The following is a 20,835-nucleotide window of genomic DNA, read 5'->3' on the forward strand; positions in this document are numbered from 1 at the left end:
AACCGGGCCTGCGCTGGCTCGCCGGTGACCTGCACAGCCACACCGTGCACTCCGACGGCGCGCTGACCGTCGACGAGCTGGCCTGCCTCGCCGCCGCGAGCGGCCTCGACTTCCTGGCCGTCACCGACCACAACACGGTGAGCCACCACCCCGCGCTCCCCGCCGCGGGGCGCCGGGCCGGAGTGCTGCTGCTGCCCGGGCAGGAGGTCACCCGCGACACCGGGCACGCCAACGCCTTCGGCGACATCGGCTGGATCGACTTCCGCCGCCCCGCCGACGACTGGCTGGCCGAGACCGAGCGACGCGGCGGCCTGCTGTCGGTCAACCACCCGCTGGCGAACGACTGCGCGTGGCGGCACCCGATGGTCCGCAGACCGCGCTTCGCCGAGATCTGGCACTGGACCTGGCTCGACCGACGCTGGGGCGGCCCGCTGGCCTGGTGGCTGGCCTGGGACCCGGCCGTGCTCCCGCTCGGCGGCAGCGACTTCCACACCCCCGCCCAGGGCCGTCCGCTCGGGGTGCCGACCACCTGGGTGCAGTGCGCCGGGGACGACGTGCTCGCGGGCATCGACGCGGGCCGGATCGCGCTGAGCGCGGGGCGCGACGCGCCGGTGCTGCTGCGCGTGGGCGACGAGCTCGTGGTGCACGAGGGCGACGGCACATACCTCGTCGACCCGGACGGCGGACGCCGGGTCGTGCTCGGTGACCGCCGGTCGTTCCGGGGCCGCCCCGGGCCCCACCGGCTCGAGTCGGCCGACAACAGCGTGCTCGCCCTGGTCACCTGACCTGCGGCGAGTCGGAACACCTTCGAGTGAGAAATGCCGGGACGATGAGGACCCACAGGCCCCAGCAGTCCAAGCTGTCCCCCATGCAACGCACGTCACTGACCGTCACTGCTGTTCTTCTCAGCGCGATGGCCGGCGCGATCCTCCTCGGCGGCGCGCCGAACGCGGAGGCCTCGCACGACGTGCCCGGCAACCGCGGCTGGGACTCGGTGAGCAACCGCGGGTGGAGCCAGGACGTGCGCGACACGTCGGATCTGGCGGGCCACTAACCACGAGACCGGGGCGACACCCCGCCCCGTCGACCGCCGCCGCCCAACCTCCCCCCGGTGCGGCGGCGGTCGTTCGGTTCAGGAGCCGGTCCCGCGTTCCTGCGCCATCCGCCGGTACATCTCCGCGGCCGAGCGGGAGAACCCGTCCGGCACGCCCACGGCCGCCACCGTGTCGGCTGCCTCCTCCATCTCCCCCACCCAGCGCCACGCCTTCGGGCCGGCCTGGGCCTCCAGCTTGTCGAGCACAGCGGTGAGGTCCACCCCGTCGCGGGCCAGCAGGTCGCCCAGCGCGTCCTGCACGCCGTAGCCGCGGGCCGCGGCGGCGACCGCGAGCCAGACCGCGGGCATCGCCTTGCTCTGCATGGCGTAGCAGGCCTTGAGTGCGCTCGCCGTGCCCAGCTCGGTACCGAGGACGCGGGCCTCGAACGGCGACCCGCGCAGCAGGCCGGCCACCGCGCCGGCCGCCGCGCCGGAGAGCAGCAGCACGGTGTGGCCCGCCTCCCACGCCGGCGGCCCGATGACCGCACCGTCGACGACGTGCTCGGCACCCAGCACCGTGCCGACCCGCCGCACCGTGTCCGGGGAGACGGCGTTCGCGTCGACGTACACCGGCCGGTCCGGGCGGTCGCCCAGCGCCTCGGCCACCTGCTCGGCCACCTCGACGGCGGCGTGCGGCGGGCAGATCGAGACGATCACGTCCGAGCGCTGCGCCAGCGAGGCGAGGTCGGGCACACCGACGAGGTCGGCGAGCTCGGCGCGTTTCGAGGTGGCGTTGCTCCGGCCGGCAGCGGCCCAGATCACGGCACCGGCCGCAGGTTTGAGGGCCGACCCCAGCGCGGCGCCCATGGCGCCGGGGTGCAGCACGCCGATCACCGGGCGCGGCTTGAGCTCTGCGTCGTCGTCCACGTGACCATCATCGTCCCTGCGGACCGGCCGGGCGCCGGTGCGTCGCCGCTCAGCCCCCGGCGACGAGCCGCTCGAACCCGACGCGCAGGTCCAGCAGGAACGGGGCAACCCCCGGCACCACGTACGCGGCCAGGAGGAACGTCGCCACGGTGAGGGCGGGCGCCACCACCCAGGTCTCCACCACGCCGCCCGTCCGGAAGCGCAATGGGCGCGGGGTCCCCACCGGGTACCAGCTGCGCCGCCGGATCCGGATGGGCCACAGCAGCGGCGCACCGGACTCCGTGATCGCGTCACCGATCGAGTGCACCACCATGCCGAGCGCCACCGCGGTGCCGAGCCAGCCGGCCGTGCCGGCCGTGCCGCCGGGGACGAACTCCTCCACGGCGTAGGTCAGCCCCGCCGCGATCACCAGCGACGGGGGTCCGGGCACGAGCGCGTCGAGCCCCTTGATCGCGAGCGCGATGCAGACGAACAGCGTCCCGACCAGCACCGGGGTGCCCCACCGTGCCGAGGCGAGGTTGATGGCCAGCCCGAGCAGCACGGCGGCCACCACGGTGTGGGTCAGACCTCGGTGAGTGCCCTTGCCCGTGTCGCGCCGGCCCCGGGTCAGGTCGTAGACGAACCCGGACAGCGGCCGTACCGCGTTGCTGGCGAGCCAGGACGCGACGGAGAACCGCTTGGTGGCCATCGACGACGGATGGTCGAGGTCCGGGAGCAGCGCGGCGCCCGCGCACACGGTCGCGAAGGTCAGCACCGATCCTGCGCTCGAGTCGATCTCCACCCACTGCTGCGCGAAACCTGCGACGGCGAGGCCTGCGGCCGCGCCGGATGTTGCATGACTTACCCCGAGCACCGGACGACGTTAGCGATCTTGAGCCGCGCTCCGCAGGAGGCGCGCCGGGCGGCTTCCCGCGGGAGAGCGGTCAGCGGTTCCGCACGCCCAGCTCGCCGTACTGGCCGCCGCGCACCCGGTCCGGGGAGAAGACCTGCCCGAGCGCGGCCACGTCGTCGGCACTCAGCGCGACGGCCGTGGCCGCGGCGTTCTCCCGCACGTACCTCGCCCGTTTCGTGCCGGGGATGGGGGCGACGTCATGGGGCTGGGCGAGCAGCCACGCGAGAGCCACCTGTCCCGCTGTCACACCGCGAGCGTCGGCGAACCGCGTGAGCTCCTCGACCAGCGACAGGTTGTGCCGGAGGTTGTCGCCGGAGAACTTCGGCAGCGTGGAGCGGAAGTCGCCCGCGTCGAACCTGGTGTCGCTCCCGACATTGCCGGTCAGCGCCGCCCGGCCCAGCGGGCTGTAGGGCACCAGCGTGATGCCCAGTTCGCGGCACACCGGCAGGACCTCGGCCTCGATCCCGCGCTCCCAGAGCGAGTACTCGCTCTGCAGGGCTGAGATCGGCGCGACGGCGGCGGCCCGGCGCAGCGCGTCCGCGCCGATGTTGCTCAACCCGATCGCCTGCACCTTCCCGGCGGCGACGAGCTCGGCCATCGCGCCGACGGTCTCCTCGACGGGCACCGTCGGGTCCAGCCGGTGGCAGTAGTACAGGTCGACGTGGTCGGTCTGCAGCCGCGCCAGGCTGGCGTCGCACGCGGCCCGGACGTACTCCGGACGGCCGTCGAAGACCACCCCGCCGTCGGGCACGGGCCGCGCACCGAACTTCGTCGCGAGCACGACCTCGTCGCGGCGCCCGCGGACCGCCTCGCCGAGGAGCGTCTCGTTGTGCCCGAACCCGTTCCCCGTCGGCACGGAGCCTGCTGCCCCGTAGATGTCGGAGGTGTCGAAGAAGTTCACCGCCGAGTCGAGGGCGACCCTGATCGTCGCGATCGACTCCTGCCGGTCGGCGGTGCCGTAGAACTGCGACATCCCCATGCAGCCCAGGCCGATCGGCCTGATCCGGATCGTGCTGTGCCCCAGCGTGATCTGTGCTTCGTTCACGGGAGCCCACAGTATCGGTCCACTGGACCGCTAACAAGGGTCCAGTGGTCCGCTAGGGTGTCCCGTGAACCACGAGACATCAGGGGGTGCGCGGGTGCGCCATCCGCCGGAACCGCAGTTCCGACGCGCCAGGCGACCGGAGCAGCAGGACCAACGGCGCCACGCCATCCTCGCGGCGGCCGAGGCCATGCTCGCCGAGGTGCCCCTGGAGGACGTGGGCCTGCGCGAGCTCAGCCGCCGGCTCGCCATCCCGAAGAGCAACGTGGTCCGCTACTTCGGCACCCGCGAGGGCGTGCTGCTCGAACTGCTCCACCGCAGTCTCGCGAGCTGGCTCGACCAGCTCGATCGCGAGCTCGGCGCGGGCCCGTGCGGCATCGAGCGGCTGGTGGAGACCTGGGCCCGCACGCTGGCCGCGCACCCCCTGCTCTGCCGGCTGTGGAGCCAGCTGGCCACGGTGCTCGAGCGCAACGTCTCGGCCGACTCCGTCCACCGCTTCAAGCTCGCCGACCTGGAGCATCGACGCCGGCTGGCCCGGATGATCCACCGGTGCGTACCGGAACTCGACGAGGAGGCCTCCCTCTACGTCACGAGGATCGCGGTCGTCGCCGTGGCGGGCCTGTGGCCGTTCTGCACACCGACGCCCACCGTCGTCGAGGCCACCACCGATCCTCGGCTCGCCGACGCCAGGCTCGACTTCGCCGCGATGTACGCCGACATCCTCCGGATCACCATCACCGGGCTGCTCGCGCTCCCCCGTGACACTGCGGCCGGGTAGTCCCTCTCAGAGACCCAGCAGGTTCATGATCTCCTGCGCCCCCAGCGTGGGGGTGAGGCCGCCCGCGCGCACGTCACCCTCCAGCGCGGGGATCGCCGCGCGCACCTGCGGGTCGGCGTGCAGCCGGTCCATCAGCTGGTCGCGCACCATCGTCCACATCCACTGCACCTGCTGGTCGGCGCGCCGCCGGGCCAGCGCGCCGGACTCCTCGAGGGTGGCGCGGTGCTCCTCCACCGCCGCCCACACCTCGGCCATGCCGGTGCCGGACTGAGCGCTGCACGCCAGCACCTTCGGCTGCCAGGACGCGCCTGCCGGCGTGACGAGCCGCAGTGCGCCGGTCAGCTCACGGGCCGCCGCTGCGGCCTCCTTCTCGTGCGGGCCGTCGGCCTTGTTGACCGCGACGACGTCGGCGAGCTCCAGGATGCCCTTCTTGATCCCCTGCAGGGAGTCACCGGTGCGGGCCATCGTGAGGAGCAGGAACGTGTCGACCATCGCGGCCACGGCCACCTCGGACTGGCCGACGCCCACCGTCTCCACCAGCACGACGTCGTACCCGGCCGCCTCCATCAGGACGATCGTCTCCCGGGTGGCACGCGCCACGCCGCCGAGCGTCCCCGCGCTGGGCGAGGGCCGGATGAACGCGTTCTCGTCGACGGCCAGGGCGGCCATCCGCGTCTTGTCGCCCAGGATGGAGCCCTTGGTCCGGGTGGAGGACGGGTCGACGGCCAGCACCGCGACCCGGTGGCCCGCGCCGGTGAGCCGGGTGCCGAGCCGCTCGATGAACGTCGACTTCCCGACGCCGGGCACCCCGGTGATCCCCACCCGCCGGGAACCGGAGGTCACCGGCAGCTCCATGAGCAGCTGCTGCGCCGCCTGGCGGTGGTCGGGACGGTGCGACTCCACGAGGGTGATCGCACGCGCCAGCACGGCCCGTGACCCGCCGAGCACGCCCTTCACCAGCGCGGGCACATCGATCTCGCGGGCCACGGCCCTCCTCCCGAGCTCCGGCGACGACCTCAGCTGTGCGCGGCTGCGAGCTTCTGCAGCAGGTCCACCGCGGCCTCCGCGATCACCGTGCCCGGCCCGAACACCGCAGCGGCGCCGGCCTCCCGCAGGGCGGGGTAGTCGGCAGGCGGGATCACCCCGCCCACCACGACCATGATGTCGGCGCGGTCGAGCTTCGCCAGCTCGTCGCGCAGCTCGGGCACCAGCGTGAGGTGCCCCGCGGCGAGCGAGTTGACGCCGACGACGTGCACGTCGGCCTCCACCGCCTGCCGGGCCACCTCGCCCGGGGTCTGGAACAACGGGCCCACGTCGACGTCGAACCCGAGGTCGGCGAACGCCGTGGCGATCACCTTCTGGCCGCGGTCGTGCCCGTCCTGCCCCATCTTCGCGACGAGGATGCGCGGCTGGCGCCCCTCGTCGGCCGCGAACTCGGCCACCAGCTCGCGGGCCCGCTCGATCGCCGGGCTCGACCCGGCCTCCTCGGAGTACACACCGGAGATGATGCGGACCTGACCGGCGTGGCGCCCGAACACCTTCTCCAGCGCGTCGGAGATCTCCCCGACGGTGGCCTTGGCCCTCGCGGCGTTCACCGACAGGGCCAGCAGGTTCTGCTCGTCGCCGCGCGGCGAGCCCTCCGCGATCGCCGCGGCCGCGTTCGTCAGCGCCTGCAACGCTGCGTCGACCTCGCGCGAGTCACGTTCCTCGCGCAGCCGCCGCAGCTGCTCCAGCTGCTCGCGCCGGACCCCCGCGTTGTCGACCTTCAGGACCTCGACGTCCTCGTCCTGCCCGACCACGTACTTGTTCACGCCGATCACCGGCTGGCGGCCGGAGTCGATGCGCGCCTGCGTGCGCGCCGCGGCCTCCTCCACCCGCAGCTTGGGGATGCCGGCGTCGATCGCCTGCGCCATCCCGCCCGCCTTCTCCACCTCCTGGATGTGCGCCCACGCCCGCCGCGCCAGGTCGTAGGTGAGCCGCTCGACGTAGTAGCTGCCGCCCCACGGGTCGATGACCTTCGTGGTGCCCGACTCCTGCTGCAGCAGCAGCTGCGTGTTGCGGGCGATCCGCGCGGAGAAGTCGGTGGGCAGCGCGAGCGCCTCGTCCAGCGCGTTGGTGTGCAGGCTCTGGGTGTGGCCCTGCGTCGCGGCCATCGCCTCGATGCAGGTGCGGATCACGTTGTTGTAGACGTCCTGCGCCGTGAGCGACCACCCCGAGGTCTGGCAGTGGGTGCGCAGCGACAGCGACTTCTCGTTCTGCGGCGAGAACTGCTTCACGAGCTTCGCCCAGAGCAGGCGGGCGGCCCGCAGCTTGGCGACCTCCATGAAGAAGTTCATGCCGTTCGCCCAGAAGAACGACAGGCGCGGGGCGAACCGGTCGATCGACAGCCCCGCGTCGAGCCCGGCCCGCAGGTACTCCACGCCGTCGGCGAGGGTGTAGGCGAGCTCCAGGTCGTTGGTCGCCCCCGCCTCCTGGATGTGGTAGCCCGAGATGGAGATCGAGTTGAACCGCGGCATCTCCCGCGAGGTGAACGAGAAGATGTCGGAGATGATCTGCATCGACGGCTGCGGCGGGTAGATGTAGGTGTTGCGGACCATGAACTCCTTGAGGATGTCGTTCTGGATGGTCCCCGTCAGCTTGTCGTGCGGGACGCCCTGCTCCTCCGCCGCCACGATGTAGAGGGCGAGCACCGGCAGCACGGCGCCGTTCATCGTCATCGACACCGACATGTCGCCGAGCGGGATGCCCTCGAACAACCTGCGCATGTCGTAGATGGAGTCGATCGCCACGCCCGCCATCCCGACGTCGCCCGCCACGCGTGGGTGGTCGGAGTCGTAGCCGCGGTGGGTGGCCAGGTCGAACGCGATCGACAGCCCCTTCTGCCCGGCGGCGAGGTTGCGCCGGTAGAACGCGTTCGACTCGGTGGCGGTGGAGAACCCGGCGTACTGCCGGATCGTCCACGGCTGGGTCGTGTACATCGTCGGGTACGGGCCGCGCAGATACGGTGCGATGCCCGGGTAGGTGGCGAGGAAGTCCACGTCGGCAAGGTCCGCCACCGTGTACAGCGGCTTCACCGCGATGCCCTCCGGCGCGTCCCAGGCCGGCACGTCGCCGTCCCAGTCCGCGGCGGGCGTCGCGTCGCTCTCCAGGGGGACCTGGGTGAAGTCGGGAAGGTTCATCGCACGTCCTCCTGAGCCGCATAAACGGACTCGATCACGTCGAGCGCATCGACGCCGGCGTGCAGCGTGCCGTCGACGCCGGGGACCCCGGTCCTCCCGGCGAGGAGCACCTGCCGGGCGCCCGCCTCACGCAGCGCCACCACCGTCTCCGCGCCGCGCTCGCCGTAGACCGCGTCGGTGGAGCAGAGCACCGCCACCGGGATGCCGGACGCGATGAATGCGGCGGCCACCTCGTCGGCGGTCTCGGTGGACCCGGCCTCCACGACCTCGATCCCCCCGGCCTGCAGCAGGTTGCGGGCGAAGCCGGCCCGGGTGGTGTAAGCCGCCAACGGCCCGAGTGTGGCGAGGAACGCGCGCGGGCGGGAGCCGGTGGCCGCGAGCCGCGCGTCGGACCGGTCCCGGTAGGCCTCATAGGGCTGGGCCGGGCGGAACCACGGCAGGCCGCCGCCCGGCTGCTCGGGCAGCGGACGGCGCCGCACCGGCTTCTCGGCCGGATCGGCGAACTCGCTCACCCCGGTGACGGGAGCCCGGCGCGTGGCGACGTCGGCCAGCCGGCGCCCGCGGACCACGGCGACCTGCTCCGCGACGAACCCGGAGTCGAGCGCGGCGAGCGCCCCGCCCTCGGCCTCGAGGTCCTGGAAGAACGCCCAGGCCGCCCTCGCCAGCTCGGCGGTCAGGGACTCGACGTACCAGGAGCCACCGGCGGGGTCGATCACCCTGGCCAGGTGCGCCTCCTCCACGAGCAGCGCCTGGGTGTTGCGTGCGATCCGCCGGGAGAACGGCTCGGGGGCGCCGAGCGCGGCGTCGAACGGCACCACCGTGACGGCGTCGGCGCCGCCCACGCCGGCCGCGAAGCCGGCGACGGTGCCGCGCAGCAGGTTCCCGTACGGGTCGCGCCGGGTGAGCATCGTGGGCGAGCCGACCGCGTGCTGCCGCTGCGGCTGCGGCGAGCCGCAGACCTCCGTGACGCGCGCCCAGAGGCGCCGCGCGGCGCGCAGCTTCGCGATGGTCGGGAACTGCTCCGCGGTGGCGGCGTAGCGGAACTCCAGCAGCCGCGCCGCGGTGGGCAGGTCGAGCCCGGCGCCGACCCCGTCGGCCCCGGCGGCGGTGAGCACCCGCAGGTACTCCAGGCCCGCCGCGAGCGACCAGCCCAGCTCCTGCGCGTCGGACGCGCCGGCACCGTGCACGGGCAGCGCGTCCACCACGATCGCGCGGACCTGGGGGAACTCCGCGGCGACGTGCCGGGCGAGCGGCACCACCGTGGCGACGTCCGGGCCGTCCCCGGTGCGTGCGCGGCGCCCGACGGGGTCGAGGCCGAGCGTGCCGAGCAGCTCGGCCGGCCCGACCCCCTGCTCGGCGGCGAACGCGAGGAACACGTGCGCGGCGTCGGTCTCCGCGTCGGCGGGAGCGGCCGCGGCGTCGAGGACCACGGGAGCGAGATCGAGACGCACGTCGGCGAGCACGGCCGGCAGGTCCGCGACCGCACTGCCCCCCTCGCCCAGGGCGAGCCAGATCGACCGCACGCCGTTCTCCAGATCGGCCTGCACCGCCTCGCGAGCGAGCCGCGCGTCGGGCTCGGCGACGCGCTGGCGGACGTCCCACCCGTCCGGGGCCGCGCCGTTCCTGCCCGACCCTCGGACGAACGGCGCCGCGCCCGGCACGCCGATGTCGGCCGCGGGCGCGTCCTCGGCGGTGTAGAGCGGCAGCACGCGGATGCCGTCGGGACTGCGCCGGGTGAGCCTCTCGACGCCGGCCCCCGGCGAGGCGGCACCGCTGCCGGGCACCGCGGCGAGCAGGCCGGCCTTGCCCACGACCTGGTCCACGAGGCGCACCCACGCGTCCCGCGGGGCGGCGGGAAACTCCCCCGCCAGCACCAGGTCCTCCGGCTCGGCCGGTGCGTCGGCGGCCAGCGCCCCGCTGTCGACCTTCGCCGTGTTCATCGGTCCGCCGCGCTCGTCGCCGGCTCAGCCTCGATCGGCCCCGCCTCGATCACCACTGCGATGAGCAGTACCGCCATGATCACCACTGCGACTCCTCCGCCGCCCCGCGGCCACCGCGCCGTGCACGGGCCAGGTCGGCAGGAGTCTAGTGCGGAGGCGGCGCTGAGCCCGCCCCGAGCGCGTGACGCGGGACACCGGACCAGGTCAGGCCAGGACGATGGAGGTGCCCTCCACCGTGATGTTCTTCGCCGGCAGCGGGGACGCGGCCGGCCCACGCACCACCGAGCCGTCCGCGACCGCGAAGCGGCTCCCGTGGCACGGGCAGTCGATCGTGCCGTCGGCCACCTGCGACACCGTGCAGCCCTGGTGGGTACAGATCGCGGAGAACGCCTTGAACTCGCCTGCCGTCGGCTGGGTCACCACGACCTGCTGGTCGGCGAAGATGGTGCCGCCGCCGACCGGGACGTCCGAGGTGCTGGTGAGCGCCGTGCCGGTGGCACCCCCCGACGGGGCTGCTCCCGACGGGGCCGCGCCCGGCGCGCCGGTGGGTGCCGGAGCCGGCGCAGGCGCAGGCGCGCCGCCCGAGCCGTAGCTGCTGCAGGCGGCCAGCGCGGCGACGCAGGCAGCGCTGCAGCCACCGACGACGACCGCGCGCCGGGAGAGGGCCGGGGTGGTCAGGTTCGCGTGCACGAGCATCTCCTCAGAAGGTCAGCCCCGATGTGGTGAAGAACCACACCGAGGAGGTCAGCCAGAGGGCGGTCATGGCCGTGAAGACCATCCCTCCGAGCAACGGCAGGCTCCATCGTGGGACGTGTGACCTTTGTAGGAGCAACATCTTCGTGACGAAGGTCCCGTAGAAGAAGCACCCGAAGAGCGAATGCAGAAGCGTGCGCATCGAGCCCGTCTGGAACCCCAGAGCGTAGAGGCAGTGCACCGCGACCGGCACGGTGACCAGCACCGCCACCCGTCCTGACCAGCGGTGCAGGGCCGCGACCCAGGGTCCGGGCGCAATGCTGCGGATCCGCCCGTACATCACCATCGCCGAGCCGAGCTGCACCAGTACCAGCAGGAACGCCACGGTGGCGAGCCAGGACTTCACCGCGAGGCCGCTGGAGAAACCGGCCAGGTTGATCGCGAAGAAGGTGGGCTCGTGCACCCGGCCGTACACGCCGAGCCCGACGGCGACCAGCGAGCCGACGGCGCCGCACACCAGGACCCCTCCGGGGCCGGGGCGCCGGCGGGCCGCATGCGAGGCGGGCATCGTTGCGCTCATCGCTCACCCTCGCTGCGCTCGGCCGGCCCATCGGGAGACGTCACAGCGCGCAGGCGCTGTGACACTGACTCGCTCGCACGCTCGCTCATCGCCGGATCACCGCGGAGCCGCCGTCGAGCGACGTCACCTCGACGGGCACCCCGTCGAGCACGACGGCACCCGGCCGGGCGGGGTCGAGCACGGGCGCGGGTCGCCGCTCCCCCGCCGCGGACGCCACGCCGGTCACCTCGCCGTCGCCGGTGACGACCCACCCGACGCGGGTGGCCACGCCGCGGACGTCGGCCCGTCCCTCGTAGAGCCCTGCGGGTGCCGCGACGCCCTCGGCCTCGAACGACCACTCCTGCCCGCCCGCGGTCACGGTGCCCGCCGACGAGGCCTCGTTCGCGGTGCCGGTGATCGTCGTCGCGCCGTCCTTGCTCGTGAGCGACAGCTGGTCGCCCGACAGGACGCCTTCGAGCCAGGCCTCCGTCGCGGCGCCGTCGCACACGTACCCGACCGCGCGGCCGTCCTTCACCGCGATGGCCACCGACAGCTCCCGGCCCGAGGTCCAGCCCGCGTAGGCCTTCTCGGCGACCGCCGGGGCCGCAGCGGCGTCGGACCCGGCCTTCGGGGCGGCCTCGGGCGCGGCCGACGGTGCGAGCCGGCCAAGGTCGACGACGGTGGACGGCGCGGTGTCCCCCGCCGTCGGGTCGACCAGTGCGGCCGTTGACGTCTCTGTGGCGGCCCTCTGGCTCATCGTGTTGGCGACGAGGAATCCGGCGCCGAGTGCGACGACCGCGGCCAGCGTCACCAGGGGCGCGTAGCTCTTCATGTTCTCCCCGTGAGGGTCGGAGCCCGGCCTGCTGCCGGACCATGGTCACTCTGCACACGGCACGCGGACCGAAACGGTTCAATCGGATATTTTGCGTAACCACTGACAAGGGCGCACTGAACCTCCCGCGTCTGCGACACGTGCCATCAGTAGGTGCGGCTCCATCAGGTGCCGCATCCGTCCGCCGTCCCAGGGAGCCGGGAACATGCCCGACGTACGACCTCGCGCACGTGACGAGGCCTTGGTGCATGCCGTCTACCAGGAACACGGGCGTGCGCTGCTCGCCTACGCCACCCGGCTCACCGGCGACCGCGGCGCCGCCGAGGACGTCGTGCAGGAGACGCTGATCCGGGTCTGGCGCCACCCCGAGGTGGTGGCCAACGGCCGGGGATCCACGCGTGGGTGGCTGCTGACGGTGGCGCGCAACATCGTCACCGACCGGATCCGGGCCAGAGCGGCCCGGCCACCGGAGGTGCCGGAGAGTCCGGACACCCCGCCGATCCAGCGTGACCACGCCGACCGCGTCGCCACGTCCGTCACCGTGCTGGCCGCTCTCGAGGAGCTCTCCGAGGACCACCGCGGCGTGCTAGACCAGATCTACTTCCAGGGGCGCAGCCTCGGGGAGGCGGCCACTGCGCTCGGCATCCCGGCGGGCACGGTCAAGTCGCGGTCCTACTACGCGCTCCGGGCTCTCCGGGAGCGTCTCACCACCCGGGACACGGCAGGGGACGAGGTGCCGGCATGACCCACGCCTACAGACCGCACGACCGTGAGGAGCTGGGGGCTTACGTCCTCGGTCTCCTCACCCCCGAACAGGCGCACGCGGTGGAGGAGCACCTGGCCTCGTGCCGCGAGTGCCGTCACGAGTGGGAGGAGCTGCGCGAGATGACCGACCTGCTCGACGAGGTACCGCCGGAGGTGTTCCTCGACGGGCCGCCCGACGGCGACCTGGTGCTGCAACGCACCTTGCGCCAGATTCGGTCCGAGGTCGGTTCGCAACGACGTCGCAAGCGGCTGTCGCTCGTGGCCGCGAGCGTCGTCGGCATGGCCGTCGTGCTCGGCGGGGGGGTCGCGCTCGGCCGGACCACCGCCGGCCCCCCGACGGTGATCGCCGCACCTGCCCCGGCCGAGGTACCCACCGATGCGCAGGTGCTCACGGGCACCGGGCCCGACGGGGTGGTGATGACGGCGATGCTGACCCCCGCCACGGGATGGGTGCGCGTCAGCGCCACGGTGCAGGGGATCCCGGCGGGTGAGCGCTGCCGCCTGGTGGTGGTGGCCCGCGACGGCAGCCGCCAGGTGGCCGGGAGCTGGCTCGTGCCTCCGACGGGCTGGAAGGAGGGCGTGACCCTCCACGGCTCCGCGATCATCGCGCCCGACCAGGTGGCGTCGGTGATGGTGGAGAACGAGGCGGGGCGCCAGTTCGCCCATCTGCAGACCGCCTGACCCGTACCGACCGGCAGCGGCCCGACAGGGCAAAAAGGAGATCAGGAACACCTCTCCGCAGCGCCGTTTTCTACGTACTGTAGAACTACTACAGTACGTAGAAGTTCGGCGAGCGGAGGCTGCGCGTGGACGCCCTGGACCTGGCCCGCTGGCAGTTCGGGATCACGACGATCTATCACTTCCTGTTCGTGCCACTGACGATCGGCCTCTCGGTCGTCGTGGCCGTCCTCCAGACGGCCTGGCACCGCACCGGGAACACCGAGTACCTGCGCGCCACGAAGTTCTTCGGCAAGCTCTTCCTGATCAACTTCGCCATGGGCGTGGTCACCGGCATCGTCCAGGAGTTCCAGTTCGGAATGAACTGGAGCGCCTACTCCACCTTCGTCGGGGACGTCTTCGGCGCCCCGCTGGCGCTGGAGGCGCTGCTGGCGTTCTTCCTGGAGTCCACGTTCCTGGGACTGTGGATCTTCGGATGGGACCGGCTGTCGCGCCGGGTGCACCTGGCGACGATCTGGGCGGCCGCGATCGGCTCCAACCTGTCGGCCTACTTCATCCTCGCCGCCAACGCCTGGATGCGGCACCCGGTCGGGTTCGCCGTCGACCCGGCCACCAAGAGGGCGCACCTCACCGACATCGGGGCCGTGCTCACCAACTCCCAGGCCTGGTCGACCTACCTGCACGTCGTCTCCGCCTCGTTCGTCGTGGCCGGCCTGTTCGTGGTGGCGGTGAGCGCCTACAAGCTCCTGCACCGCGACACGGCCCCCCACGCGAGCGAGCCCGGGATGTTCCGCCGGACCCTGCGCGCCGGGCTGCTCACCACCGTGATCGCCGGGGCCGTCGTCGTCTACTCCGGCGACCACCAGGCCAAGCTGGCGGCGCAGTACGAGCCGATGAAGCTCGCCTCCGCCGAGGCGCTGTGGAACACCGAGGACGCCGCGGGGTTCTCGCTCTTCGCCGTCGGCGACCACTCGCTGGGCGAGGTCGGCATGGGACAGAACATCATCGACGTGCAGGTGCCCTACGTCCTGAGCTTCCTCGCCACCGGCTCCCCCGCAGGCGAGGTCCAGGGCATCAACGACCTGCAGCAGCACTACCAGCAGCAGTTCGGCCCGGGTGACTACACGCCGAACATCCCGGTGATCTACTGGTCGTTCCGCCTGATGATGGGCCTCGGCATGGCCGGTGTGGGGATCGGCGTCCTCGGGCTGTGGCTCACCCGCCGCGGTGCCCTGCCCGAGCAGCGCTGGATGTACCGCGTGGCGATGGCGGCCCTGCCCGCCGCGATGGTGGGCAACATCTTCGGCTGGGTGCTCACCGAGATGGGCCGCCAGCCCTGGACGGTGGTCGGCGAGCTGCTCACGGCCGCCAGCGTCTCGCCGGGGGTGAGCCTGGGCGAGGTGGCGTTCTCGCTGTCCGCCTTCACCGCGCTCTACGGGACGCTCGCGGTGGTCGAGGCCCGGCTCATGTGGCGCTACCTGAAGGCCGGTCCCGGCCACGTCATGCCCTACCCGGGCGAGGGCGAGCGCGAGCCCGACGCCATTCCGGCGTTCACCTACTAGCAAGCGACGAGGAGAGTCATGGATCTCCCGACCATCTGGTTCGTCGCCATCGCGGTGCTCTGGACCGGCTACTTCGTGCTCGAGGGCTTCGACTTCGGCGTCGGGATGCTGCTTCCCGTGCTCAGCAGGGGCACCGACCCCGCCGAGCGGGAGGCCGACCGGCGCGTGGTCATCAACGCGATCGGCCCGGTCTGGGACGGCAACGAGGTCTGGCTGATCACCGCGGTCGGCGCCATGTTCGCGGCGTTCCCGGTCTGGTACGCCGCCACGCTGAGCGGGTTCTACCTCCCGCTGCTGCTGATCATCCTGGCCCTCATCGGCCGCGGCGTGGCGTTCGAGTACCGCGGGAAGGTGGACGACGCGCGCTGGCGCGCCCGCTGGGACGCCGCGATCATCGCGGGCAGCGCCGTGCCCGCGTTCCTGTGGGGCGTCGTGTTCGCCAACATCGTCCGCGGCGTCGAGCTCGGGCCCGACGGCGTGGTGACCTCGCGGCTGGTCGACCTGCTGAGCCCGTACGCGCTGCTCGGCGGGCTCACCACCCTGACGCTGTTCGTGCTGCACGGCGCGGTGTTCCTCGCGCTCAAGACCGACGGCCCGGTCCGCCACCGCGCCGGCGTCACGGCGCGCACGGCAGGCCCCGTCGCGCTGGTGGCCCTGACCGGGTTCCTGCTGTGGACCGGCACCGCGCACGGCGTGCCGGCGGTGCCGGCCGTCGTCACGGTCGCCGCCGTGCTCGCCGGGGTCGTCCTCGCGCTGCGCCGCCGGGAGGGCTGGGCGTTCACGGCCACGGCCGTCGGTGTCGCGGCGTTCACGGCCACGCTGTTCGGCTCGCTCTTCCCGGCCGTGCTCCCGTCGCTCGTCAGCCCGGCGTTCGACCTCACGATCGCGAACGCCGCGTCGGGGCCCTACACGCTGGGGGTGCTGAGCTGGATCGGCGCGGTGTTCCTGCCCGTGGTGATCGCCTACCAGTCGTGGAGCTACTGGGTGTTCCGGCGCCGGGTGACCAGGGCGCACGTCGCATGAGACCCCTCGACCCCCGGCTGGTCCGCACCACCCGCGCGGTGCGCGTGCACCTGGCGGTCACGGTCACCTGCGGCGCCGCCGCCACGGGGCTGATCCTGCTGCAGGCCTGGCTGGTGGCCCACGCCGTGGCCGGAGCGGGCGCGGGGATCGGCGCGCAGGCGCTCGCGGGCACCGTCGGCGCCGTCGCGCTCGTGGCGCTGGTCCGCGCGGCCCTGTCCGCGGGCGCGGAGACGATGGCCCTGCGCAGCGCGGCTGTGGTGAAGTCCGACCTGCGCAGGCGCCTCGTCCGGCACGTCGCGGGCGGCGACCCCGCGACGGCCGACGGGGGCGAGCTCGTCACGCTCGCCACGCGGGGCCTGGACGCCCTCGACGACTACGTCGCCCGCTACCTGCCCCAGCTCGTGCTGGCCGTGCTCGTGCCGGCGGCCGTCCTCGTCGTGGTGGTGCGGGCCGACTGGCTCTCCGCGCTGGTGATCGCGCTGACCCTGCCGCTGATCCCGCTGTTCATGGCGCTCGTGGGCTGGCACACCCAAGCCCGCACGCGCCGGCAGTGGCGGCTGCTGGAGCGGCTCGGCGGCCACTTCCTCGACGTCGTCGAGGGCCTGCCGACGCTGGCGCTGTTCCGCCGGGCGAAGTCCGAGGCCGCGCTGATCCGGCGCGTCACCGAGGAGCACCGCACCGCGACGATGGGGACGCTGCGAGTGGCGTTCCTGTCGGCCTTCGTGCTCGAACTGCTCGCCACGCTCGCCGTGGCACTCGTCGCCGTGGAGGTCGGGCTGCGGCTGCTCTACGGCCACCTCGACCTGGAGACCGCCCTGCTCGTGCTGATCCTCGCGCCGGAGGCCTACCTGCCGCTGCGCGAGGTGGGCGCGCGCTTCCACGCCAGCACCGAGGGACTGGCCGCCGCCGAGCAGGTCTTCGCGGCGCTGGAGCGCCCCCGGACCGGGGCGACTCACACCCCCGAACCGGGCGACTCGCGGGTACTTCCCGCGAGTCGCCCGGTTCCCGCGCGCGAGTCGCCCGGAACTGCGGCACGGCCCGGGCCCGCTCCCGAGATCCGCTTCCACGACGTCGGTTTCGTCCATCCCGGACGGTCGGAGCCCGCACTGGCCGGAGTGGACCTGACCCTGCGGCCGGGTGCCACCGTGCTCGTCACGGGGCGCAGCGGGGCGGGCAAGACGAGCCTGCTGTCGCTGCTGCTGCGGTTCACCGAGCCGTCCGCGGGGCGGATCACGGTCGGCGCACCGGGCGAGGAGCCCGTCGACCTGCGGGACGTGCCCGCGCAGGAGTGGCGGCGCCGGATCGCGTGGGTGCCGCAGCGGCCCTACCTGTTCGACGCGTCGGTGGCCGACAACATCCGCCTCGGCGCCCCCGAGGCCTCCGACGCCGCCGTGCGCCGGGCCGCCCGGCTGGCCGAGGCCGAGGAGCTGATCGCCGCCCTCCCCGACGGCTACGCGACCCGGCTCGGCGAGCGCGGCAGCAGGCTGTCGGCCGGTCAGGGCCAGCGCATCGCACTGGCCAGGGCGTTCCTGCGCCAGGAGACCGCGCAGGAGGGCGACGCCGCCGTGGCCCCGATCGTGCTGCTCGACGAACCGACCGCTCACCTCGACCCGGAGAACGCTGCGGCCGTGCGCGCGGGCGTGGCCCGGTTGCTCAGCGGGCACACGGGCGTGATCGTCGCCCACGACGCGGGCTGGGCGGACCTCGCCGACGAGGTGGTCCACCTGGACGCCGGACGGATCGCCGCACCGGTGGGAACAGCACTGCCGGCGGGAGCGGCCCGATGACACGCACGCGGGGACCGCTGACCCGCATGATCGCGCTGGCCCGCCCCCGGGGATCCCGGTTCGCGCTCGGCGTGCTGGCCGGCGCGACGGCCACCGCGGCCGGGGTGGGTCTGCTCGTCGTGGCGGCCTGGCTCATCGCCACCGCGGCGACCCACCCGCCGATCACCGCGCTGAGCGTGGCCGTGGTCGCCACCCGCGCGCTCGGCGTCACCCGGGGGCTCGCCCGCTACCTCGAGCGCCTGGTCACCCACGACGCCGCGCTGCGGACACTCGCCGACGTGCGGGTACGCGTGTACGCGCGCCTCGCGCGCACCGAGCCGATCCACCGCTTCCGGACCGGCGACCTGGTGACACGCCTGGTCAGCGACACCGACGCGACGCAGGACCTGCTCGTCCGCGGCCTCACCCCGCCGCTGGCCGCGCTCGTCACCGGGGCAGGTGTCGTCACCGTTGCCACGGCGCTGCTGGTGCCCGGCGGCGTGCTGCTCGCGGCCGGGCTGGTCCTGGCCGGGCTGGCCGTCCCGCTGGTCGCGGCGGCGGCAGGACGCGAACCGGGCCGCCGCCGCGCCGCCGCCAGGGCGGCGCTGTCCACCGCGGTGGTCGACGTGGTGCACGGCGCTCCCGACCTCGTCGTCTACGGGGCGATGCCCGCCGCGCTGGCCCGCGTCGAGGAGGCCGGCGCCGAGCTCACCCGCGTGGAGCGGCGCGACGCCGGACTGCTCGGGCTGGGGGCGGGCGCGTCGGCGCTCATCGCCGGGCTGACGCTCTGGGGCACGCTGCTGCTGGGCGTCGGCGCCGTCGGGAGCGGCACGCTCGGGGCGGTACCGCTGGCCGTCCTGGTGCTCACGGCGCTCGCCGCGTTCGAGATCGTCGCCCCGTTGCCCGGGGCGGCGGCCCGGCTGGGCGCCGTACGGGCGGCGGGCGTCCGGCTGTTCGACGTTCTCGACACGCCACCCGCGGTCGAGGTCCGTCCGGCGCGGCCGGTCCTCCCGGAACGCGGCCTGCGTATCTCCGGGCTGCGCGTCCGCTACGGGCCGGCGGAGCCGTGGGCGCTCGACGGGGTCGACCTCGACGTCCCCCCGGGACGGCGCATCGCCGTGCTGGGCCCGAGCGGGGCGGGCAAGAGCACCCTCGCCGACGTGCTGTTCCGCTTCCGCGACCCGGACGAGGGCACCGTCCTCCTCGACGGGGTCGACATCACCACCCAGGAGCCGGACACCGTGCGGGCCCGCGTGAGCGGGGTGCCGCAGGACCCGCACGTCTTCGCCAGCACCGTCCGGGAGAACCTGCGGCTCGCCCGGCCCGACGCGTCGGACCCGGAACTGTGGGACGTGCTGGAACGCGTCCGGCTCGCCTCCGACGTCCACGCCGCAGGCGGCCTCGACACCGAGGTCGGCACGCACGGCACCCGGCTCTCGGGCGGCATGCGGCAGCGGCTCGCGCTGGCCCGCGCGCTGCTCGTCGAACCGGACCTGCTCGTCCTCGACGAGCCCACCGCCCACCTCGACCCGGAGACGCGCGATGCGGTGCTCGACGACCTCCTCGCCGCGACCACCGGACACACCATGATCTTGATCACGCACGACCTGAGCAGGCTCGACCGGTTCGACCAGATCGTCGTAATGGTCGGCGGCCGGGTCGTCCGGCGCGGAGCACCTGAGCAGCTCAGCGCCCTACCGGGTGGATATCACGCCGGCCTCCCCTCTCAGTCCGGCCACAGCGGCGGTCCGGCACTCTGCAGTCGATAGGGTCGGAACTCCTCCCCAACTCGCTGACCCCCGGATGAGGTTCGTCGTGCGTCGTGCCCACCTCGCCGCCGTTCTGGTGGCGCTCACCCTGGCGTTGGTCGCCTGCTCATCCGGTGCGGTCGCGCCGACGGGGCCGGTGAACCTGTCACAGGAGACGCTGAAGGCGATCGGGCTCGGTGCCGACTGGAACTGGAAGAAGCAGGCCGCCCCGCTCCAGCTGGGCGTGACGCACACGCAGGAGAGCCTCGACCCCGAGGAGCCCGCACAGGCGCGCGACCGCGGCGTCGCCGTGCTGAAGAACAACGGCGCCATCTGGCAGAACGTCCACCTGATGGGCTTCGGCACGCTCAACCCGGAGCCCGCACCCGGCCAGTACGACTGGTCCACCCTCGACCAGCGCATGAAGCTCGTGAAGGACACCGGCGGGCGCACGGTGCTCACGTTGTGCTGCTCGCCGGACTGGATGAAGGGCGGCGCCCCGGGCGAGACGGACTGGTCCCAGCTGGAGACGGCCCCCGAGCCCGCCCACTTCGACGACTTCGCGGCGCTGGCGGCCCAGGCGGTGCAGCGCTACCCGCAGATCGAGCGGGTGCTCGTGTGGAACGAGCTCAAGGGCTTCTACAACAGCGCACTGAACCGCTGGGACTACGAGGGCTACACCGAGCTCTACAACAAGGTCTACACGGCGGTGAAGGCGGTGCGGCCCGACGTGCAGGTGGGCGGGCCCTACGTCGTGATGACCAGCCTCGACCCCGGGTCGCCCGACTCCTCGGACGTGCGGGGCCCGTGGGGCGTGGCCGATCAGCGCGCCCTCGACGTGGTGGACTACTGGCTGGCCAACAACGTGGGCGCCGACTTCATCGCGGTGGACGGCGGCACGGCCACCCGCAACGACACGGTCGCGGCACCGGCGGACGCCGCCGCGCGCAAGTTCGCCGACCTGACCGCCTGGATCAGGCAGCGCAGCCCGCTACCCGTGTGGTGGGCGGAGTTCTACCCGGACGTGCCCTCCGGCGAGGACGGGGGCCCCACGAGCCAGGCCAGCGCGGCGTCCACCCTCGCCGTACTCGCGGCCTACGCCCAGTCGGGCGTGTCGGTCGCGCTGCTGTGGGGGCCGCAGGGGGCCGACCTCGGGTTCTCCGCGCTCTGGACCGACAGCACCAAGTCCGACGGCGGGCGCCCCACCCCGCTCACCGCGCCCTGGCAGTGGCTGGTGCCCCGGCTGGCATCGGGTGACGTCTCGGTCGGGCACTCGCCGAACCTGCCGATGCTCGCGTTCCGGGCCCCCGACGGCCTCCTGCTGGTCAACCTCACGGCGAAGCCGATCGAGCTCACCGGCACCGAGTCCCTGCCGCCGTGGGCGGTGCTGCTGTCCCCCCGGGTCCCCTGACCCCCGT

General features: G+C 73.5%; 19 protein-coding genes. 10 read left to right on the forward strand and 9 right to left on the reverse strand.

The window, feature by feature from the left end; genetic code table 11:
• Positions 1-785, forward strand: a 785-nt coding sequence (locus HF577_RS26125; RefSeq protein WP_169398606.1) for a CehA/McbA family metallohydrolase, incomplete at its 5' end; no start/stop codon positions are given.
• Positions 786-868: 83 nt separating this feature from the next.
• Positions 869-1,054 (forward strand): hypothetical protein, encoded by a 186-nt coding sequence (locus tag HF577_RS26130; protein WP_169398607.1) that lies wholly within the window; start codon positions 869-871, stop codon positions 1,052-1,054.
• Between the two features lie 78 nt (positions 1,055-1,132).
• Here the strand turns inward: HF577_RS26130 and HF577_RS26135 are convergent, their stop codons facing one another.
• From HF577_RS26135 to HF577_RS26145, 3 genes are all read right to left on the reverse strand, one after another.
• Entirely contained in the window at positions 1,133-1,960 is an 828-nt protein-coding gene (locus HF577_RS26135) for a DUF1932 domain-containing protein (protein WP_312859393.1), read from the reverse strand.
• Positions 1,961-2,009: 49 nt separating this feature from the next.
• Positions 2,010-2,813, reverse strand: coding sequence for a metal-dependent hydrolase (locus HF577_RS26140; RefSeq protein WP_169398608.1), 804 nt, complete (start codon positions 2,811-2,813; stop codon positions 2,010-2,012).
• 70 nt (positions 2,814-2,883) lie between these two features.
• The gene (locus HF577_RS26145) at positions 2,884-3,897 is read right to left on the reverse strand and encodes an aldo/keto reductase (RefSeq protein WP_312859394.1); all 1,014 of its coding nucleotides are present in this window, start codon (positions 3,895-3,897) and stop codon (positions 2,884-2,886) included.
• Between the two features lie 64 nt (positions 3,898-3,961).
• On the opposite strand from HF577_RS26145, the gene HF577_RS39840 reads away from it, so the two are divergent.
• Entirely contained in the window at positions 3,962-4,672 is a 711-nt protein-coding gene (locus HF577_RS39840) for a TetR family transcriptional regulator (protein WP_169398609.1), read from the forward strand.
• A 6-nt stretch (positions 4,673-4,678) separates the two neighbouring features.
• Here the strand turns inward: HF577_RS39840 and meaB are convergent, their stop codons facing one another.
• The 6 genes from meaB to HF577_RS26180 all read right to left on the reverse strand — a co-directional run bounded on the left by meaB (position 4,679) and on the right by HF577_RS26180 (position 11,875).
• Positions 4,679-5,659 carry a methylmalonyl Co-A mutase-associated GTPase MeaB gene (gene meaB, locus HF577_RS26155; protein WP_169398610.1) on the reverse strand — a complete coding sequence of 327 codons (981 nt, stop codon included), beginning with the start codon at positions 5,657-5,659 and terminating at the stop codon, positions 4,679-4,681.
• A gap of 29 nt (positions 5,660-5,688) precedes the next feature.
• Positions 5,689-7,851 carry a methylmalonyl-CoA mutase gene (gene scpA, locus HF577_RS26160; protein WP_169398611.1) on the reverse strand — a complete coding sequence of 721 codons (2,163 nt, stop codon included), beginning with the start codon at positions 7,849-7,851 and terminating at the stop codon, positions 5,689-5,691.
• A complete protein-coding gene (locus HF577_RS26165) occupies positions 7,848-9,791 on the reverse strand; it encodes a methylmalonyl-CoA mutase family protein (protein ID WP_169398612.1) in 1,944 nt (647 codons plus the stop codon). Before HF577_RS26165 ends, scpA begins: the two co-directional genes overlap by 4 nt.
• A gap of 204 nt (positions 9,792-9,995) precedes the next feature.
• Complete coding sequence (locus tag HF577_RS26170) at positions 9,996-10,487, reverse strand: Rieske (2Fe-2S) protein (protein ID WP_169398613.1); 492 nt, start codon at positions 10,485-10,487, stop codon at positions 9,996-9,998.
• 4 nt (positions 10,488-10,491) lie between these two features.
• Entirely contained in the window at positions 10,492-11,052 is a 561-nt protein-coding gene (locus tag HF577_RS26175) for a DUF6529 family protein (protein WP_246267278.1), read from the reverse strand.
• 97 nt (positions 11,053-11,149) lie between these two features.
• Positions 11,150-11,875 carry a hypothetical protein gene (locus tag HF577_RS26180; RefSeq protein WP_169398614.1) on the reverse strand — a complete coding sequence of 242 codons (726 nt, stop codon included), beginning with the start codon at positions 11,873-11,875 and terminating at the stop codon, positions 11,150-11,152.
• A gap of 205 nt (positions 11,876-12,080) precedes the next feature.
• On the opposite strand from HF577_RS26180, the gene HF577_RS26185 reads away from it, so the two are divergent.
• From HF577_RS26185 to HF577_RS26215, 7 genes are all read left to right on the forward strand, one after another.
• Complete coding sequence (locus tag HF577_RS26185) at positions 12,081-12,620, forward strand: sigma-70 family RNA polymerase sigma factor (protein ID WP_169398615.1); 540 nt, start codon at positions 12,081-12,083, stop codon at positions 12,618-12,620.
• Positions 12,617-13,321: an anti-sigma factor family protein gene (locus tag HF577_RS26190; protein ID WP_169398616.1), complete on the forward strand. Its 705-nt coding sequence runs from the start codon at positions 12,617-12,619 to the stop codon at positions 13,319-13,321. Before HF577_RS26185 ends, HF577_RS26190 begins: the two co-directional genes overlap by 4 nt.
• A 125-nt stretch (positions 13,322-13,446) precedes the next feature.
• Positions 13,447-14,880, forward strand: coding sequence for a cytochrome ubiquinol oxidase subunit I (locus tag HF577_RS26195; RefSeq protein WP_169398617.1), 1,434 nt, complete (start codon positions 13,447-13,449; stop codon positions 14,878-14,880).
• A gap of 18 nt (positions 14,881-14,898) precedes the next feature.
• Positions 14,899-15,903, forward strand: a complete 1,005-nt coding sequence (gene cydB / locus HF577_RS26200) for a cytochrome d ubiquinol oxidase subunit II (RefSeq protein ID WP_169398618.1) — start codon at positions 14,899-14,901, stop codon at positions 15,901-15,903.
• On the forward strand, positions 15,900-17,690 hold the full coding sequence (gene cydD, locus HF577_RS26205) for a thiol reductant ABC exporter subunit CydD (protein ID WP_169398619.1): 1,791 nt from the start codon (positions 15,900-15,902) through the stop codon (positions 17,688-17,690). The genes cydB and cydD overlap by 4 nt, the downstream gene beginning before the upstream one ends.
• On the forward strand, positions 17,687-19,438 hold the full coding sequence (gene cydC, locus HF577_RS26210) for a thiol reductant ABC exporter subunit CydC (RefSeq protein WP_169398620.1): 1,752 nt from the start codon (positions 17,687-17,689) through the stop codon (positions 19,436-19,438). Before cydD ends, cydC begins: the two co-directional genes overlap by 4 nt.
• A 46-nt stretch (positions 19,439-19,484) precedes the next feature.
• Complete coding sequence (locus HF577_RS26215) at positions 19,485-20,828, forward strand: GH39 family glycosyl hydrolase (RefSeq protein ID WP_169398621.1); 1,344 nt, start codon at positions 19,485-19,487, stop codon at positions 20,826-20,828.
• Positions 20,829-20,835: the final 7 nt, after the last annotated feature.

It is taken from the genome of Pseudonocardia xinjiangensis, from assembly GCF_012911925.1.
Taxonomy (GTDB): Bacteria; Actinomycetota; Actinomycetes; order Mycobacteriales; family Pseudonocardiaceae; genus Pseudonocardia; species Pseudonocardia xinjiangensis.